Annotated in this window: 18 protein-coding genes; 4 read left to right on the forward strand and 14 right to left on the reverse strand. The window is 62.3% G+C overall.

Going from position 1 to position 17020, the window contains the following annotated elements; genetic code table 11:
* A partial coding sequence (locus tag APH42_RS25715) for a M20/M25/M40 family metallo-hydrolase (RefSeq protein ID WP_156352911.1) occupies window positions 1-398 on the forward strand: 398 nt, incomplete at its 5' end.
* 1 nt (window position 399) lies between these two features.
* Entirely contained in the window at window positions 400-1809 is a 1410-nt protein-coding gene (locus APH42_RS25720; RefSeq protein WP_060494522.1) for an amidase, read from the forward strand.
* A 113-nt stretch (window positions 1810-1922) separates the two neighbouring features.
* On the opposite strand, the gene thiO is transcribed toward APH42_RS25720, so the two are convergent.
* From thiO to APH42_RS25745, 5 genes are read right to left on the reverse strand one after another with little or no spacing between them, the layout of a single operon-like run.
* Window positions 1923-3020 (reverse strand): glycine oxidase ThiO, encoded by a 1098-nt coding sequence (gene thiO, locus APH42_RS25725; protein WP_060494523.1) that lies wholly within the window; start codon window positions 3018-3020, stop codon window positions 1923-1925.
* A 54-nt stretch (window positions 3021-3074) separates the two neighbouring features.
* A complete protein-coding gene (locus tag APH42_RS25730; RefSeq protein WP_012270376.1) occupies window positions 3075-3464 on the reverse strand; it encodes a type IV pilin protein in 390 nt (129 codons plus the stop codon).
* 1 nt (window position 3465) lies between these two features.
* On the reverse strand, window positions 3466-3909 hold the full coding sequence (locus APH42_RS25735; RefSeq protein ID WP_060494524.1) for a hypothetical protein: 444 nt from the start codon (window positions 3907-3909) through the stop codon (window positions 3466-3468).
* A complete protein-coding gene (locus APH42_RS25740; RefSeq protein ID WP_060494525.1) occupies window positions 3906-4547 on the reverse strand; it encodes a PilW family protein in 642 nt (213 codons plus the stop codon). Before APH42_RS25740 ends, APH42_RS25735 begins: the two co-directional genes overlap by 4 nt.
* A complete protein-coding gene (locus APH42_RS25745; protein ID WP_060494526.1) occupies window positions 4544-4726 on the reverse strand; it encodes a prepilin-type N-terminal cleavage/methylation domain-containing protein in 183 nt (60 codons plus the stop codon). Before APH42_RS25745 ends, APH42_RS25740 begins: the two co-directional genes overlap by 4 nt.
* 109 nt (window positions 4727-4835) lie before the next feature.
* On the opposite strand from APH42_RS25745, the gene APH42_RS25750 reads away from it, so the two are divergent.
* Window positions 4836-5321, forward strand: coding sequence for a GspH/FimT family protein (locus tag APH42_RS25750; RefSeq protein WP_012270372.1), 486 nt, complete (start codon window positions 4836-4838; stop codon window positions 5319-5321).
* Here the strand turns inward: APH42_RS25750 and ispH are convergent, their stop codons facing one another.
* From ispH to murJ, 6 genes are all read right to left on the reverse strand, one after another.
* A complete protein-coding gene (ispH, locus tag APH42_RS25755) occupies window positions 5322-6269 on the reverse strand; it encodes a 4-hydroxy-3-methylbut-2-enyl diphosphate reductase (RefSeq protein ID WP_060494527.1) in 948 nt (315 codons plus the stop codon).
* 14 nt (window positions 6270-6283) lie between these two features.
* Window positions 6284-6721 (reverse strand): FKBP-type peptidyl-prolyl cis-trans isomerase, encoded by a 438-nt coding sequence (fkpB, locus tag APH42_RS25760; RefSeq protein ID WP_012270371.1) that lies wholly within the window; start codon window positions 6719-6721, stop codon window positions 6284-6286.
* Window positions 6714-7229: a signal peptidase II gene (lspA, locus tag APH42_RS25765; RefSeq protein ID WP_012270370.1), complete on the reverse strand. Its 516-nt coding sequence runs from the start codon at window positions 7227-7229 to the stop codon at window positions 6714-6716. Before lspA ends, fkpB begins: the two co-directional genes overlap by 8 nt.
* Window positions 7222-10053: an isoleucine--tRNA ligase gene (gene ileS / locus APH42_RS25770; RefSeq protein ID WP_012270369.1), complete on the reverse strand. Its 2832-nt coding sequence runs from the start codon at window positions 10051-10053 to the stop codon at window positions 7222-7224. Before ileS ends, lspA begins: the two co-directional genes overlap by 8 nt.
* Window positions 10050-11000 (reverse strand): bifunctional riboflavin kinase/FAD synthetase, encoded by a 951-nt coding sequence (ribF, locus tag APH42_RS25775; protein ID WP_060494528.1) that lies wholly within the window; start codon window positions 10998-11000, stop codon window positions 10050-10052. The genes ileS and ribF overlap by 4 nt, the downstream gene beginning before the upstream one ends.
* Window positions 11001-11118: 118 nt before the next feature.
* Complete coding sequence (gene murJ / locus APH42_RS25780) at window positions 11119-12657, reverse strand: murein biosynthesis integral membrane protein MurJ (RefSeq protein ID WP_012270367.1); 1539 nt, start codon at window positions 12655-12657, stop codon at window positions 11119-11121.
* Between the two features lie 250 nt (window positions 12658-12907).
* Here murJ and rpsT point away from each other — a divergent pair, with 250 nt between their 5' ends.
* Complete coding sequence (gene rpsT / locus APH42_RS25785; protein ID WP_003247625.1) at window positions 12908-13186, forward strand: 30S ribosomal protein S20; 279 nt, start codon at window positions 12908-12910, stop codon at window positions 13184-13186.
* Window positions 13187-13339: 153 nt separating this feature from the next.
* On the opposite strand, the gene APH42_RS25790 is transcribed toward rpsT, so the two are convergent.
* The 3 genes from APH42_RS25790 to APH42_RS25800 are packed head-to-tail and all read right to left on the reverse strand — an operon-like array spanning window position 13340 to window position 16902.
* Window positions 13340-15640 carry a PqiB family protein gene (locus APH42_RS25790; protein ID WP_041166362.1) on the reverse strand — a complete coding sequence of 767 codons (2301 nt, stop codon included), beginning with the start codon at window positions 15638-15640 and terminating at the stop codon, window positions 13340-13342.
* The gene (locus APH42_RS25795) at window positions 15633-16256 is read right to left on the reverse strand and encodes a paraquat-inducible protein A (RefSeq protein ID WP_012270365.1); all 624 of its coding nucleotides are present in this window, start codon (window positions 16254-16256) and stop codon (window positions 15633-15635) included. Before APH42_RS25795 ends, APH42_RS25790 begins: the two co-directional genes overlap by 8 nt.
* Window positions 16243-16902: a paraquat-inducible protein A gene (locus APH42_RS25800; protein WP_060494529.1), complete on the reverse strand. Its 660-nt coding sequence runs from the start codon at window positions 16900-16902 to the stop codon at window positions 16243-16245. The genes APH42_RS25795 and APH42_RS25800 overlap by 14 nt, the downstream gene beginning before the upstream one ends.
* Between the last annotated feature and the right edge of the window lie 118 nt (window positions 16903-17020).

Below are 17020 nucleotides of genomic sequence, written 5' to 3' on the forward strand. Positions count from 1 at the left end.
AGATGACCATCGACCTGCGCCACCTCGACCCCAAGCACCTCGCCGCCATGGTCAGCGAAGTACAGGCCGCCATCGAAAGCAGCACGGCCAAGCACGGGCTGAGCTACACGCTGACCCCGACCGCCGACTTCCCGCCGCTGTATTTCGCCGAGCAGTGCGTGGACGCCGTGCGCCAGGGCGCGCGCGAGCTGGGCTTGAGCCACATGGATATCGTCAGCGGCGCCGGCCACGATGCCATCTTCCTCGCCGAGCTGGGCCCGGCCGGGATGATCTTCGTGCCGTGCGAGGGCGGCATCAGCCACAACGAAATCGAAAATGCCGCACCGCAGGACCTGGCCGACGGCTGTGACGTACTGTTGCGCGCCATGTTCCAGGCCGCCAACCCGGGAGCCCGTTGAGATGACCCAGAAAACCGCGATTGGCGAGTTCACTGCCGTCGAACTGCTCGAGCTGTACCAGCGCCGCCAACTGTCCCCAGTCGAGGTAGTCGACGATGTGCTGGCGCGCATCGACCTGCACAACCCGGCAGTCAACGCCTACTGCCATGTCGACGGCGAAGGGGCCCGCGCCGCCGCCCGCGCCAGCGAACAGCGCTGGCAACGTGGCGAGCCCTGTAGCCGGCTGGATGGCATACCCGCTTCGATCAAGGACCTGACCCTGACCCGAGGCATGCCCACCCGCAAAGGCTCGCGCACCACCTCGGGCGCCGGGCCATGGGACATCGATGCGCCCTTCTCCGCGTTCATGCGTGAGGCCGGGGCGGTGCTGGTGGGCAAGACCACCACGCCGGAGTTCGGCTGGAAAGGGGTAACAGACAATCCGCTGTACGGCATCACCCGCAACCCCTGGGATACCAGGCTGACTGCCGGCGGCTCGTCGGGTGGTGCCGCGGCAGCCGCGGCGCTGAACCTGGGTGTGCTGCACCAGGGCAGCGATGCCGGTGGCTCGATTCGTATTCCCTGCGCCTTTACCGGCACCTTCGGCATCAAGCCAACCTTCGGCTATGTGCCGCAGTGGCCAGCCAGCGCCATGACCGTGCTGTCGCACTTGGGGCCAATGACGCGCACCGTGGACGACGCGGTGCTGATGCTCGACTGTGTCGCTCGCCCCGATGCCCGTGATGGCCTGGCCGGTGCGCCACGGCAGACACCGTGGCTGGGCCAGCAGCAAGACCTGAGCGGCCTGCGCATCGCCTACAGCGCGAATTTCGGTTACGTGCAGGTCGACCCGCAGGTCCAGGCGCTGGTGGCACAAGCGGTGCAACGCCTGGCGCGGCTGGGTGCGCAGGTAGAGGAAGTGGACCCTGGCTTCAGCGACCCGCTGGAAACCTTCAACACCTTGTGGTTCGCCGGCGCGGCCCGCCTGGCCGGCGCGCTAAGCGAAGAGCAACGGGCGCTGCTGGACCCTGGGCTGCGCTGGATTGCCGAGCAAGGGGCGCAGATCAACCTGCGCGAATACACCCAGGCGCTTGAGGCGCGGGCAGCGTTGATAGCGAAGATGAATGCCTTCCACCAGCGCTATGACGTGCTGCTATCCCCCATGCTGCCGCTGGTGGCATTCGAGGCTGGGCACAACGTGCCGCCTGGGTCGGGGATGGCGCAGTGGATGGAGTGGACGCCGTTCAGCTACCCCTTCAACCTGACGCAACAGCCGGCGGCTTCGGTGCCTTGCGGGTTTACCCGCGAAGGGTTGCCGGTGGGCCTGCAGGTGGTGGCCGGGCGCTTCGCCGATGAGCAGGTGCTGCGGGTGTGCAAGGTGTATGAACAGCATTACCCAAGCCGGCACTTGCAGGCTCCTATTACCGGTTGAGCGCTCTAACAGGCTCGCTGGCCCTTTCGCGGGTAAACCCGCTCCCACAGGGATCACACGGTTTTCAAACCTGTGCTGCACCTGTGGGAGCGGGTTTACCCGCGAAGAAGCCCTCAGCCCAAACGACCTTCTGGCGCATAAGGCGCCGGGTCGATAATCGGCTCGGCCCCGGTCAGCAAGTCGGTAAACAATTGGCACGAAGCCGGTGCCAGCACCAGCCCATTACGGTAATGCCCGCAGTTCAGCCACAACCCCGCATGCCCCGGCACCGGCCCGATATACGGAATACCTTCCGGCGAGCCCGGCCGCAGCCCCGCCCAGTGCGCCACCACCGTGGCCCCCTCAAGCTCAGGCAACAACTCCACCGCCGATGCCTTCAGGCTGTCCAGCGCATCCCCGGTCGGGGTCTTGTCATAACCGGCATGCTCCAGCGTACTGCCCACCAGAATGTGCCCATCACGCCGTGGGATCGCATAGCGCCCCTTGGCCAGCACCATACTCGGCAAGAAGTCGTCGGCGCACTTGAACAGGATCATCTGGCCCTTCACCGGCTCTACCGGCAGTTCGAGGCCAAGGGTACGCAGCAGGTCACCACTCCAGGCGCCAGCGCTGAGCACCACTTCATCCGCCACCAGCACGCCGTCGGCGGTCTGCACCCCGGTCACGCGCCCGTCCTGCTGCACGAAACCGGTGATCTGGCAGTGTTCGCGCAAGGTCACGTTAGGCAGCGCCAGCAGCGCCGCCTTCAGCGATTTGACCAACCGTGGGTTGCGCACATTGGCCACCCCAGCCATGTAGATGGCGCGCTTGAAGCCCGGGCCCAGCACCGGCACCGCGTCATAGGCCGCCGAGATATCCACGGCGCTAAGCGGTCGCTGCTCGCGCTCGGCCCAGGCCAACGCTTCGGCCTCGTCGTCCAGATCGAGCCAGTACAGCCCAGTGGTGTGCACTTCGGGGTCGACGCCGGTGCTGGCGAACAAGCGCTCGCCCAGCTGTGGATAAAAGTCTTGCGACCAGTGCGCCAGGGCGGTCACCGCCGGGCTGTAGCGCCATGGGTACAACGGCGAAACAATGCCACCGCCAGCCCAGGACGACTCGCGGCCAACCTCGCCCTGATCACACACCACCACCTGGCCGACCTTTGCCGCCAGGTTGAACGCCGTCAGCAGGCCAATCACCCCGCCGCCGACCACCACTACTTGCTTGTTCATCTGTCGATCCAACACCTGAAGTAAAACCGCGATGCACCGGGCATCATTCAACCTTCAGCTTCCCCAGCAGTGCTCGCTGCCACCAACGGCACCGGGGTTGCTGCGCGCGCCAGCCTGGTCGAGCTGGAAATCGCCACAGCCATCCTGTGCCATCAGCCCATTCGGCAGCCGCCGGGCGTGCAGCGTGAAGGTGTCGCTGCCGCGCTGGGCCTGCAGGCTGTAGTAGCGGGTACCGTCGGGCAAGGCCGGGTCGCCCTCGGCATACTCGCCGGTGCGCACGCGGTGGCGCTCCAGACGCAGGGCGGCATCATGCAGCAGGCCAACCACTTCGCTGCGCGCGGCTCGCCGAAGCTGGTCGCTGTAACTGGGGTAGGCAATGGCTGCCAGAATGCCGGTCACGGCCAGCACAATCAACAACTCGATCAGGCTCAAGCCTTGCTGCATGTCAGTCTCCTCTGAGTCTTTGTCGCCAGGCCATGCGTTGCATCTTGTCGTCGGCCACGGCGTAGACGGCTTCCAGTACCTGTCGTGACTGGGTTTGTTTGCTCACGGCGGTTATCCGAAACAGGGTGGCCTGCGCGCGCGTACTCGGGCCAAGATTCTGCAGGTGGAAATAGCCCTCTTGCGTGCTGTGCCACTGCCCGGCCAGGTCGTGCGGTCGAGCTGGCGGCATGCACGCGGAACACGGATCAGGAGGTGCACGCTTGATCTCGGCCTCCCCTGCTTGCAAGGTGGCCTCCGCTTCTTCGAGCGCCAGCAGACCATCGCGCAGGTGGCCGGCCATTCGCGTTTCCACCAAGGCATCACTCAGGGCTGAGGCCGCCAGCAAGCCGAGCAGCAGGCTCAGTACCAACGCCAACAGCAGCACGACACCGCGTTGACGCTTCATGGCCCCGGCACCGAGTTGCGCAGCGCCACGCTAAGCTCATGGCGCTGTTCGAGTTTGAGCGTGGGCTCGTACAACGTAAGCGCGATATCCACTCTCACTCCTTCGGGTGTTTGCACACGTTCGAAGCGCGCCTCTCGTACATTCTCGACCAGCGGCTGAAAGCTTCTTCCTCGCTTGAACTTCAGTTGGTTGCCCTGGAGCTGGTAGACGTATCTGCTGATAGGAAACGCCAGTGGATAGCCCTCTTTGGGATCCACATCCACGCTCACTTTCTCGATGCAGTCTGTGTGCAAGAGCCAGTCAGACTTGCCAGCCTGTCCGGGCAACTCCGCTACAACCAGGCTGAGGGTAGTGGAATCAACTTCCAATGGTCGGGCGAAAGCCAACTGTGAGCCCGGGGCCTTGAAGTCGCCTGGACCGATCTGAAGACAGCCAAACATTCCCGTCATGCGGATGTCCTGCGCCATACGCAGTAATGCCTGACGTGCTTCATCCTGCATACGCACTGCCGTGCTTTGCAGGCGCCAAGCCTGGTGTGCGGAGGTAAAGAGCTGGCTGGCCGCCGCCAGCAGCAGCAACCCGATGGCCAGTGCCATCACAACTTCAAGCAAACCGAACCCAATCTGGCGGCGCCTCATCGCCGCCTCCGCTCAAGCTCGCTATGCGCCGCCATCGCCGCCTGCCCATCACGGCGTGCGCTTTCCGTCGCCTGCAATGCCTGCAACTGCATCGCTGCGGTTGCGAACATGCCCACGGCCACAACCGCGACAGCCGACAGCACTTCCAGGAGCGTCATGCCCCGTTGCCTTACGTGCATCCTTGCACCTCCCGTGACTTTTCCTGCAATAGCCTTGGAACCGGCCGACTAGAACGCTTGGCCAGCGAACGTGAAGCTATAGCCAAGCACTTCCAGGGAGGAATGCACGGTGAGGCAACGCGGCGTAACACTGATTCAAATGTTGTCGGCCTTGGCGGTGGCTGTCTTGCTGACACAGCTGGGTATTCCGGCCTACGCCAGGATGAGTGACGACCTACACCGGGCGGCAGCGGCCCGAGATCTGGCCCAGGCACTGCGCAGTGCGCGCAGCCATGCCGTGCTGCAGGGCCAACCGGTAGTTGTAGTGGCGCTGGACGGTAATTGGGGGAATGGCTGGCGTGCAGTGTTAGAGCACAATCAGCAAGTGCTGCGTGAACATCGGCTTTCTCGACCCATGTACATCGCAGCGAATACGGGGGGGCAGGTGAAATTCAGTGCACAGGGTGTGCCGATGCAGCCAAACAACGCTCAGCTGAGTGGCCGGCTTGTAGTCTGCGAAAAAACCAACAGCCCTTATCATGTGGTTCTGGCAAGCACTGGCAGAGTAGCCTTGCGCACAGGCGAACCGAATCATCCGCTGTGCGCAAGGCCCTGATCAGATCAGCGACCGAACCCGCAGCTCTTTAGGCATCGAGAAGGTGATGTTCTCCTCCCGCCCATCCAGCTCTTCAGCGCCCGTGGCGCCCCAAGCCTTGAGTTGCTCGATCACGCCACGCACCAGCACTTCGGGGGCCGAAGCACCGGCAGTGATGCCGATACGCGCGGCCTGGTCGAACCAGCCGCGTTGCAGGTCCTCGGCACCATCAATCAGGTAAGCCGGAGTGCCCATGCGCTCGGCCAGCTCGCGCAGGCGGTTGGAGTTGGAGCTGTTCGGGCTGCCGACCACCAGCACCACGTCACTCTCGCCGGCCAGTTGCTTGACGGCGTCCTGGCGGTTTTGGGTGGCGTAGCAGATGTCGTCCTTGCGCGGGCCACCGATGTTCGGAAAGCGTGCACGCAGGGCGTCGATGACGCGACTGGTGTCGTCCATCGACAGCGTGGTCTGGGTGACGAAGGCCAGGTGGTCCGGGTCGCGCACCTGCAGGTTGGCAACATCTTCCTCGTCCTCGACAAGGTAGATGGCGCCACCGTTGCTGGCGTCGTACTGGCCCATGGTGCCTTCGACTTCCGGGTGCCCTTCGTGGCCGATGAGAATGCACTCACGGCCATCGCGGCTGTACTTGGCCACTTCGATGTGCACCTTGGTCACCAGCGGGCAGGTGGCATCGAACACTTTCAGGCCACGGCCAGCCGCTTCCTGGCGCACGGCCTGGGAAACACCGTGGGCACTGAAGATGACGATGACATCGTCCGGCACGTGGTCCAGCTCTTCGACAAAGATGGCGCCACGGTTGCGCAGGTCTTCCACCACGAACTTGTTGTGCACCACTTCGTGGCGCACATAGATCGGCGGGCCGAAGACTTCCAGCGCGCGGTTGACGATCTCGATCGCCCGGTCGACCCCCGCGCAAAAGCCGCGAGGGTTGGCGAGTTTGATTTGCATGCTCGGCTCCAGGCTTACAGGGCCTTCACCTCGAGGATCTCCACCTCGAAGGTCAGGGTCTTGCCAGCCAGTGGGTGATTGAAGTCGATGGTCACCTGGTCGTCATCGAACGCTTTGACCACACCTGGCAGCTCGGTGTTGGCGGCGTCGTTGAAGATGATCAGCAGGCCTTCGGACAGCTCCATGCCTTCGAAGTTGGAGCGCGGCATAACCTGCACGTTCTGCGGGTTAGGCTGGCCGAAAGCGTTCTCCGGGGCCACTACCACAGTGCGCTTGTCACCGGCCTTGAAACCGAACAGGGCGCTTTCAAAGCCCGGCAGCAGGTTGCCATCGCCAACCTTGAAGGTGGCCGGGGCTTTGTCGAACGTGCTGTCGACGGTGTCGCCGTTTTCCAGGTGCAGCGCGAAGTGCAAGGTGACTTCGGTGTTCTGGCCGATACGGGTGTCAGTCATGGACCGGATCCTCGGACTTCTTGCTCTTGAACATATCCAGCGCCAGCATCACCGCACCAACGGTGATGGCGCTGTCGGCCACGTTGAAGGCCGGGAAGTAGTGGCGGTTCTGCCAGTGCACCAGGATGAAGTCGACCACATGGCCCAGCACGATGCGATCGTACAGGTTGCCGATGGCGCCACCCAGCACCAGCGCCAGTGCCACGGCCAGCCAGGTCTCGTTGCGCCCCAGGCGCTTGAGCCATACCACCAGCACGGCACTGACCACCACGGCGATCAGGGCGAACAGCCAGCGCTGCCAGCCAGCGCCATCAGCGAGGAAGCTGAACGCGGCACCGGTGTTGTAGGCCAACGTCCAGCTGAAGTAGTCAGGGATGACCACAATCTGCTGGTACATGGTCAGGGCGTTGTTGAAGTACAGCTTGGTGGCCTGGTCGAGGACCAGGACCAGCAAGCTCAGCCAAAGCCATGCAAGGCGCCCGAAGCGCCCCGCTGCAGGGTTAGGCATAGTGGCGCACCTCACCCGAACCGCTCAGGTTGTCGACGCAACGGCTGCAGATTTCCGGGTGCTCCGGGTGGCTGCCAACGTCGGCGCGGAAGTGCCAGCAACGGCCGCACTTGGCGTGGCCGGACTTGACCACCTTCAGCTTGAGGCCTTCGACTTCGGTGGCCACGGCTTCGGCCGGCGCCTGAGCGAACGGCACCACGCTGGCGGCCGAGGTGATCAGCACGAAGCGCAGTTCGTCGCCCAGCTTGCCCAGGTCGGCGCTCAGGCCTTCGTCGGCGTACAGGGTCACTTCGGCCTGCAGGTTGCCACCGATCACCTTGGCGGTACGCTGGTTCTCCAGCTCTTTGTTCACCGAGGCCTTCACCGCCATCACGCGGTCCCAGTAGGCGCGGTCCAGCTCGGTGCCTTCCGGCAGCTCGCTCAGGCCCTGGTACCAGCCGTTGAGCATTACCGACTCGTTGCGCTCGCCCGGCAGGTACTGCCAGATTTCGTCGGCGGTGAACGCCAGGATTGGCGCGATCCAGCGCACCAGCGCCTCGCTGATGTGGTATAGCGCGGTCTGGCAGGAGCGGCGGGCGACACTGTTGGCACCAGTGGTGTACTGGCGGTCCTTGATGATGTCGAGGTAGAAGCCGCCCAGTTCCTGAACGCAGAAGTTGTGCACCTTGGAGTAGACGTTCCAGAAACGGTACTCGCTGTAGTGCTCTTCCAGCTCGCGCTGCAGCAGCAGGGTGCGGTCCACGGCCCAGCGGTCCAGTGCCAGCATGTCTTCCGGGGCCAGCAGGTCGCGGGCCGGGTCGAAGCCGGACAGGTTGGACAGCAAGAAGCGCGCGGTATTGCGAATACGGCGATAGGCGTCGGCGCTGCGCTGCAGGATCTGCTCGGAAACCGCCATTTCACCGGAGTAGTCGGTGGCCGAAACCCACAGGCGCAGGATGTCGGCACCCAAGGTGTTGTTGACCTTCTCCGGCTCGATGGTGTTGCCCAGCGATTTGGACATCTTGCGGCCGTTTTCGTCCACGGTGAAGCCATGGGTCAGCAGCTCGCGGTATGGCGCGTGGTTGTCGATGGCGCAACCGGTCAGCAACGACGAGTGGAACCAGCCACGGTGCTGGTCAGAGCCTTCCAGGTACAGGTCGGCGACCGGGCCGGTGGTGTGGCCGATGTCGTGCGAGCCACGCAGCACGTGCCAATGGGTGGTACCCGAGTCGAACCACACGTCGAGGGTGTCGGTGATCTTGTCGTACTGGTCGGCTTCAACGCCCAGCAGCTCGGCGGCGTCCAGCTTGAACCAAGCCTCGATGCCCTCCTGCTCGACGCGTTTGGCCACTTGCTCCATCAGCTCGACAGTGCGCGGGTGCAGTTCGCCGGTCTGCTTGTGCAGGAAGAACGGGATTGGCACGCCCCAGTTGCGCTGACGCGAAATGCACCAGTCCGGGCGGTTGGCGATCATCGAATGCAAGCGCGCCTGGCCCCAGGCCGGCACGAACTTGGTGTCTTCGATGGCTTTCAGCGCGCGCTCACGCAGCGGCTCGCCGGTGGTTGGCTGCTTGTCCATGCCCACGAACCACTGCGCAGTAGCACGGTAGATCAGCGGGGTCTTGTGGCGCCAGCAGTGCATGTAGCTGTGGCTGATGGTTTCGGTGTGCATCAGCGCACCGACTTCGCTCAGCTTCTCGACGATGGCCGGGTTGGCCTTCCAGATGAACTGGCCGCCGAAGAATGGCAGCGACTCGACATATACACCGTTGCTCTGCACCGGGGTGAGGATGTCGTCGTTGACCATGCCGTAGCGCTTGCAGGTAACGAAGTCGTCTTCACCGTAGGCAGGTGCCGAATGCACCACGCCGGTACCCGCGCCCAGCTCGACGTAGTCGGCCAGGTAGATTGGCGACAGGCGATCATAGAACGGGTGACGGAAGTTGATCAGCTCCAGCGCCGAACCTTGGGCGGTGGCAATGATCGAGCCTTCCAGGTTGTAGCGCTTGAGGCACGACTCGACCAGCTCTTCAGCCAGTACCAGCAGGCGCTCGCCGGTGTCGACCAGGGCGTACTTGAACTCCGGGTGGATGTTCAGCGCCTGGTTGGCCGGGATGGTCCACGGGGTGGTGGTCCAGATCACGATGGCGGCCGGTTTGGCCAGCGACGCCAGGCCGAAAGCAGCGGCCAGCTTGGTTTCATCGGCAACCGGGAAGGCCACGTCGATGGTCTGGGATTTCTTGTCGGCGTACTCGACTTCCGCTTCAGCCAGGGCCGAACCGCAATCGAAGCACCAGTTCACAGGCTTGAGGCCCTTGAACACGAAGCCTTGCTTGACCATCTCGGCCAGGGCGCGGATTTCACCGGCCTCGTTGGCGAAGTTCATGGTCTTGTACGGGTTGTCCCAGTCACCCAGCACGCCCAGGCGAATGAACTCGGTCTTCTGCCCTTCGATCTGCTCGGCGGCGTATTCGCGGCACAGCTCGCGGGTGCGGTCGGCGGACAGGTGCTTGCCGTGGGTAACCTCGACCTTGTGCTCGATCGGCAGGCCATGGCAGTCCCAGCCCGGTACATACGGCGCATCGAAGCCGGCCAGGGTCTTGGAGCGGACGATCATGTCCTTGAGGATCTTGTTCAGCGCATGACCGATGTGAATCTTGCCGTTGGCATAGGGCGGGCCGTCGTGCAGGACGAACTTGGGACGATCCTTGCCAATTTCGCGCAGCTTCTGGTACAGGCCAATGCTGTCCCAGCGCTGCAGGATCTGCGGTTCGCGCTGAGGCAGGCCGGCCTTCATGGGGAAGGCGGTGTCCGGAAGGTTAAGCGTGGCTTTGTAGTCGGTCATTTCAGGCTCTTCGTTAGCGGTTGAGCGTGCCAATGTGCACGTGCGGCGGCGATATCCGCATCGATCGCCGACTTCAGCGCCTCCAGGGAGGCGAATCGCTGCTCTTCACGCAGCTTGTGGTGGAACTCCACCGTCAGGCGCCGGCCATACAGGTCACCGGCATAATCCAGTAGATGAATTTCCAGGTGCGGGCGCCCATCACCGGCAACGGTGGGACGCACGCCAATATTGCCGACACCCGGCCAGGCCTTGCCGTCGATTTCGATGCTGGCCAGGTAGACCCCGGACAGCGGCACGCGGCGGCGCTTGAGCTGGATATTGGCGGTAGGTGTGCCGAGCTGGCGGGCCAGCTTCTGGCCATGCAGTACGCGGCCAGTGATGCTGTACGGGCGACCCAGCAGGTGCTCGGCCAGTTCGAAGTTGCCCTCGGACAGGGCCTTGCGCACTTCGGTGCTGCTGACCCGCAGGCCGTCCTGGATTACCGTGTTGGCGGCCTCGACGGTAAAGCCGTACTGCTTGCCGGCCTCGATCAGGAAGGAGAAATCGCCAGCACGGTCGCAGCCAAAGCGGAAGTCATCGCCCACTTCGAGATGACGCACACCCAAGCCGTCGACCAGGATGGCCTTGACGAAGGCATCGGCGCTGAGCTTGCTCAGGCGCTGATTGAACGCCAGGCACAAAACCCGGTCAATGCCCTCGGCGGCCAGCAGCTCGACCTTGTCGCGCAGGCGGGCCAGGCGCGCCGGCGCGGTTTCAGGGGCGAAGTACTCGCGTGGTTGCGGTTCGAAGATCACCACGCAGGTCGGCAGGCCCAAGGCCTGGCCGCGCTCGCGCAGACGCGCCAGGATTGCCTGGTGGCCGCGGTGAACCCCGTCGAAGTTGCCAATGGTGGCGACACAGCCCCGGTGCTCGGGGCGCAGGTTGTGAAGACCTCGAACCAGCTGCATAACGCGCTTCTTGCTCATAAAGTGGCCGATTATAACCACACCCGGGCGCTGGTGACAGGCAGCAGCGCCCAAGGGCGGCGTGGAATGCGAAAAACCGACGTTTGACCCGCCCCAAGCCTTAGTGCAAGGCCTTGCGGGCGAAATGCCGAGGCCGGAAGCCGCACAGGTACAGGCAGCCGAAATACGTCACGACGCCCGCCAGGATCAACGCCCCCAGGCGCAGGAAGCGCTCGAGCATGATGCCCTGCTCCCAGGCCGGCATATAGTGCATGCCCGCCAACAGTACCGCCGACATGAGTGCCACTGCCAAAACAAGCTTGAGCAGGAACATTGCCCAGCCTGGCTGAGGTTCGAACAACTGCTGACTGCGCAGCTTCCAGAACAGCAAGCCGGCATTCAGGCAGGCACCGAGGCTGATCGCCAATGCCAGGCCGGCATGTGCGAGCGGCCCGACCAGGGCAAGGTTGAACAGCTGAGTGCAAACCAGCGTGAAGATCGCGATTTTCACCGGCGTGCGGATATTCTGCTGCGCATAGAAGCCGGGTGCCAGTACCTTGACCAGAATGATCGCCAGCAAGCCCACGGAATAGGCCATCAGCGCCCGCTGGGTCATGGCCGCATCGAACGCACTGAATTTGCCGTATTGAAACAACGCAACGGTCAGTGGCTCGGCAAGAATGGCCAGCGCCAGGGTGCAGGGCAGCACCAGCAGGAAGCACAGGCGCAGGCCCCAGTCGAGAATCCGCGAGTACTCCTCGCGGTCCTTGTTGGCGTAGGTCTTGGCCAGGGTCGGCAGCAGGATCGTGCCCAATGCCACGCCCAGCACACCCGAAGGCAACTCCATGAGGCGGTCGGCGTAGTACATCCACGACACCGAGCCGGCCACCAGGAAGGAAGCGAAGATGGTGTTGATGATCAACGAGATCTGGCTCACCGACACCCCGAGAATCGCCGGCAGCATCTGCTTCAGTACCCGCCACACACCGGCGTCCTTTAAGTTCAGGCGCGGCAGCACGAGCATGCCGATCTTCTTCAGTGCCGGCAGCTGGTACAGCAACTGCGCCAGGCCACCGGCCAGCACGCCCCAGGCCAAGGCCATGATCGGCGGGTCGAAGTACGGTGTCAGCAGCACGGCGAAGGCGATCATCGCCACGTTCAGCAAGGTCGGGGTGAAGGCCGGTACCGAGAAACGGTTCCAGGTATTGAGGATCGCACCGGCCAGGGAAGACAGCGAGATCAGCAATATATAAGGAAAGGTCACTCGCAACAGGGCGGTGGTCAGCTCGTATTTTTCGGCGCTGTCAACAAAACCCGGGGCCGTCGCCCACACCACCCAGGGCGCCGCCAGGATACCGATGGCGGTCACCAGGGCCAGGACCAGGGTCAGCAGGCCGCTGACGTAGGCAATGAAGGTGCGTGTCGCCTCCTCGCCCTGCTGGGTCTTGTATTCGGCCAGGATCGGCACGAAGGCCTGGGAGAATGCACCTTCAGCGAAGATCCGCCGCAACAGGTTGGGCAACTTGAACGCGATGAAGAAGGCGTCGGTGGCGACACCGGCACCGAAGATGCGCGCCAGGATGGTGTCGCGGACGAAGCCCAGCACCCGCGAAATCATGGTGATCGAGCTTACTGCAGCCAGGGATTTGAGCAGGTTCATCGAAAAGATTCACGCCAATGACAGAGGACGCTGCCAGACAGCGTCCGAATGTGCGATACTCCCGCGCCTTCGCAGGGGAGCCAAAAATTCCCGAGTGTACAGGTCGCGCAGCAGAAAGGAATCTTTCCCGCTTGTTGGCGCACCGCTCGGCGGAACCTTGCAGGTGGCCTTGACAATCGATCTACTGATCGGCATGATTCGCGGCCTATTTTGTTTGCTATTTACCTAAAGTCTTTCGAGGAGCTCGACGGTGGCCAACACACCTTCCGCCAAGAAACGTGCAAAACAGGCTGAGAAGCGTCGCAGCCACAACGCCAGCCTGCGTTCCATGGTCCGCACCTACATCAAGAATGTAGTTAAAGCCATTGACGCAAAAGACGCCGAAAAAGCGCAAGCCGCTTACGTTCTGGCTGTACCTGTAATCGACCGTATGGCCGACAAAGGTATCATCCACAAGAACAAGGCTGCTCGTCACAAAGGCCGTCTGAATGGCCACATCAAGGCGCTGAAAGAAGCTGCAGCTGCCTAAGCGACGCGCTAGTCGAAAAACCGACCCTAGGGTCGGTTTTTTGTTGCCTGCAATTTATTGAAATCCTTCGGTCCCAATATTTATGGTCAATTGACACAATTCATCATCAATTGACACGTGCAGGAGCGGGCAAACCCGCCCCTGCAGACACTCTCACTTGGCGATTTGGATCTTCGGCGCCCACTGCATCCATTCATCCTCCGCCTTGTCGAACAAGGCGAATGTCTGCTGCGGTCGTGCTGGGTTGCCCATCTGCTCGCCATCTGGCGTTGCAAAAGCGATACCGCCATCGATCAGGGTCTGCACCGACTCGGTGCGCACCGTAGCGCCCTTGAACAGCCCCCAATCGAAACCGAAGCCACTGCTGTTCCAGAAACGGCTACCGCTGCGTACCAAGGCGGCATAGCGCGGCTCGATGAGGATATGGATCAGCACACGGTCAGCGCTCTGGCCCAGCTCGAAGCCTGTCACCTTGCCCACCGCAACCTCACGGTAGGTCACCGGCACACCCGGTTTGATCGAGCCACGGCGTGGCGCACTGAGTGTCAACGGCAGACCGACCTCTGGCCCCGCCACCTGTGGAGCATCGGCCAAGGCAATGAAATCACGCTGCGGACCACGGTCCTTGGCTGCCGGCTGCACTTCCAGGTACTGGCCGCCAATCAGGGTGTCGAGGTTCTCGGTGCGCACCAGGCCTAATGCTGGCTTGACCACCCAGAACTGCGTACCGGCGCGGGCGATACGGTCCGCCGCTTCGGTAATGCGCGCCCGCAGCAGCACGGCCTGCAAGTCATCGGTGAGGTCGACGCTTTCGATACTGCCCACATCCAGGCCACGGAAGCGGATCGCCGTACCCGGCTTCAGGCCATCTGCACGGTCGACACGGATGGTGATCAACGTGCCGGCACGGTTTACCGCTTCTTGGCTGTCATGCAGGCGGAAGCGCGGAATGTGCCGTTTCAGCGCCACATCGGGCCGCGGCGTGTCGAAGGCGATACCACCGGCCATCAATGTTTGCAGTGATTCACTCTTGATCTTGATGCCAGAAAGGCCGCCGGTCAGGGTGATACCACTGACGTTCCAGAAGCGCGACGAACCATTGACCAGTTTTTCGTACTCCTTCTCGATATGTACACCGATCAGGATGCGGTTGCTGTTGCGAGCGAACTGGTAGCTTTGGACGCTACCCACCTTCACCTGGCGGTACATAACCGGGCTGCCGACTTCCAGCGAACCCAAGGTGTCGGCGAACAACACCATGTGCAGGCCCGGCGCCTTGAGATCGAGTGGCGGCGCCTTGGCACGGGCCTCGAACTCACGCTCTGGCCGTGCGCCCTTCTCACCGGGGCGAATGGCGATGTAGTTACCTTTGACCAGCGCTTCCAGGCCAGTGATACCCGCCAGGGAAATGGACGGTTTAACTACCCAGAACTGAGTCCCGTCCACCAGGTAGTCTTCGGTCAGCGGGTCCAGTGTCAACTCGGCCGACGCGCTGGACAGGTTGTCTTCCATCTTCAGGGCCTTCAGCGAGCCCACCTGAATACCCTTGTACATAACCGGCGTGCGACCCGCCTGCAGGCCTTCATAATCGCTCAGTTTCACTTTGACCCGAATACCGGCCTGGGCTGCATCAAAGTCCTCATACAGGCGGAATGGCAGGCTCGGGTCGGTGGGCGGGCTGTCCTTGCGGTATTCCGGCGTGGCGAAGGCGATACCACCAGCCACGATGCTCGACAGCGACTCGCTGCGCACCTTCACACCTGACAGCGAAGCATCGATGCTGACGCCGCTGGCATTCCAGAAACGCGTGTGCTTACGCACCAGGCTGGCGTAGGCGGGCTCGATGAAGACTTTGACCTCGACGGTGCTCTGGTCCTCGGAAAGTCGGTAGCTTTTCACCCGACCCACCTGAATCTGCTTGTAGAACACCGGGCTGTCACGGTTGAGCGAACCCAACCTGTCGGCCTTGAGGGTCAGATGCAGGCCAGGTTCCGTATCCGAGAGCGGCGGTGCCACCTTCAACGCGGTAAAGCGCTTGGTACGCTCCCCCTCGCCCGGACTGACGGCGATGTAGTTACCCGACACCAGTGTCTCAAGGCCGGTAATACCCGCCAGGCTGACACTGGGCTTAACCAGCCAGAAGCGTGTGCCCTTGGTCAGGTGAGGCTCCGCAGCCTTGTTCATCTCGATGGTAGCGATCACCCCCTGGTTGTCACCCTCGGCATCGAGCACCAGGTTCTTCACCTTGCCTACCGGCATGCCCTTGTAGATGACTTCGGTCTTGTTGGCGACGATACCTTCACCCGACTCGAAGCGGACTTCAATTTCTACGCCGGCCGAGCTGTAGGCCTGCCACGCGAGCCAGCCACCGATCATCAAGGCGATCAAAGGCAAGATCCAGATGGCCGACCAGTTAGAGGCTGGGCGGGTTTTAGCCGTTGGCAGGTCACTCATGGTCGTCATCCGACTCCGTGTTATCCCAAATCAGTCGGGGATCGAAAGTTAAAGCGGCAAGCATTGTCAGGATCACCACAGTTGCGAAGGCGACAGCGCCCAGGTTGGCTTCGACACTGGCTATTCGGCCGAAATTCACCACGGCCACCAGGATGGCGATGACGAAGATATCGAGCATGGACCAGCGCCCAATGAATTCGATGAAGCGGTACATCAATATCCGTTGCCGCGCCGAAAGCGGCTGGTGACGCTGAACGGAGTACAGCAGCAGGCCAATGCCCACCAGCTTGAACGTGGGCACCAGGATACTGGCGATGAACACCACCGCAGCAATGGGCACCATGCCGTGCTTGAGCAGGGTAATGACGCCGGACATGATCGTGTCGGGGCTGCCCTGACCGAGTGTACTCACAGTCATGATCGGCAGCAGGTTGGCCGGGATGTACAAGATCGACGCGGCAATCAGCAGCGCCCAGGTACGCACGATACTGTTTGGGCGGCGAGCATGGACAATGGCGCCGCAGCGTGTACAGGTCTGCGACGTGCTGTCTTGCACTTGCTTGTTCAGTTCATGACATTCATTGCAGACAAGAATGCCTGCATCAATCGCCCGCATGCAGGTCCTCCCCCGAAAGTGCACTCCAAATCTGGTGCGGTGACATCACCACCTCAAGCCATACCTGGATCAACAACAGGCTGATGAAACAGAACAGCCCCAGGCCCACGGTCAACTCGGCCAGGTCCACCAGCTTGACGATAGCCACCAACACCCCCATGAAATAGACCTCGAGCATGCCCCAGTCACGCAGGTGGTGATAGATGCGGTAGAACAACAGGCCGAAGTTACGCCCCACGTTCAAGCGGATACTCAGCAGTACCGCCAGTTGGCAGAGCAGTTTTGCAAAGGGGATGGCCATGCTGCACAGGAAGACGACTACCGCTACACCACGCATCTGCGAATTGTACAGGCCCAGTACGCCGCTCCAGACAGTATCGTCCGAGGTCTGGCCAAGCAGGTGCAACTGCATGATCGGTAGAAAATTGGCAGGCACGAACAGCAACAGCGCGGTCAGTACCAACGCCAGGCTACGGTTGACCACGTTGTGCCGATGAGCATAAAGCTCGTAACCGCAACGTGGGCATTGGGCTTTCTCACCGTGCTGGAGCACGGGCTTGCGCAGCAGCAGGTCGCATTCGTGGCAGGCGACAAGCTCGTCCAACGGCAATTGGGCCAAGGTTTCAGGTTCGACAGAGTTGGGCATATAGCGCTTCTGAATAGGTGCGTGGAGCTATTCTAGTGTTCTGGCTCGAATTGTGGGAGCTGACCTTGGCCTAGAGGGGGGTGGGGTAATCCCTATGAGACGTGGCTTTTCAGGCTAC

Origin of the sequence: Pseudomonas sp. NBRC 111140, from assembly GCF_001320885.1 — a bacterium.
GTDB lineage: Bacteria > Pseudomonadota > Gammaproteobacteria > Pseudomonadales > Pseudomonadaceae > Aquipseudomonas > Aquipseudomonas putida_P.

Coding starts and splice junctions, on each gene's coding strand:
- APH42_RS25800 (WP_060494529.1), bottom strand. CDS start 16,902: ATGCCCAACTCTGTCGAACCTGAAACCTTGGCCCAATTGCCGTTGGAC.
- APH42_RS25795 (WP_012270365.1), bottom strand. CDS start 16,256: ATGCGGGCGATTGATGCAGGCATTCTTGTCTGCAATGAATGTCATGAA.
- ileS (WP_012270369.1), bottom strand. CDS start 10,053: ATGACCGACTACAAAGCCACGCTTAACCTTCCGGACACCGCCTTCCCC.
- fkpB (WP_012270371.1), bottom strand. CDS start 6,721: ATGACTGACACCCGTATCGGCCAGAACACCGAAGTCACCTTGCACTTC.
- APH42_RS25740 (WP_060494525.1), bottom strand. CDS start 4,547: ATGAGGCGCCGCCAGATTGGGTTCGGTTTGCTTGAAGTTGTGATGGCA.
- APH42_RS25790 (WP_041166362.1), bottom strand. CDS start 15,640: ATGAGTGACCTGCCAACGGCTAAAACCCGCCCAGCCTCTAACTGGTCG.
- ispH (WP_060494527.1), bottom strand. CDS start 6,269: ATGCAAATCAAACTCGCCAACCCTCGCGGCTTTTGCGCGGGGGTCGAC.
- murJ (WP_012270367.1), bottom strand. CDS start 12,657: ATGAACCTGCTCAAATCCCTGGCTGCAGTAAGCTCGATCACCATGATT.
- APH42_RS25735 (WP_060494524.1), bottom strand. CDS start 3,909: ATGAAGCGTCAACGCGGTGTCGTGCTGCTGTTGGCGTTGGTACTGAGC.
- APH42_RS25745 (WP_060494526.1), bottom strand. CDS start 4,726: ATGCACGTAAGGCAACGGGGCATGACGCTCCTGGAAGTGCTGTCGGCT.
- lspA (WP_012270370.1), bottom strand. CDS start 7,229: ATGCCTAACCCTGCAGCGGGGCGCTTCGGGCGCCTTGCATGGCTTTGG.
- thiO (WP_060494523.1), bottom strand. CDS start 3,020: ATGAACAAGCAAGTAGTGGTGGTCGGCGGCGGGGTGATTGGCCTGCTG.
- ribF (WP_060494528.1), bottom strand. CDS start 11,000: ATGCAGCTGGTTCGAGGTCTTCACAACCTGCGCCCCGAGCACCGGGGC.
- APH42_RS25720 (WP_060494522.1), top strand. CDS start 400: ATGACCCAGAAAACCGCGATTGGCGAGTTCACTGCCGTCGAACTGCTC.
- APH42_RS25730 (WP_012270376.1), bottom strand. CDS start 3,464: ATGCAGCAAGGCTTGAGCCTGATCGAGTTGTTGATTGTGCTGGCCGTG.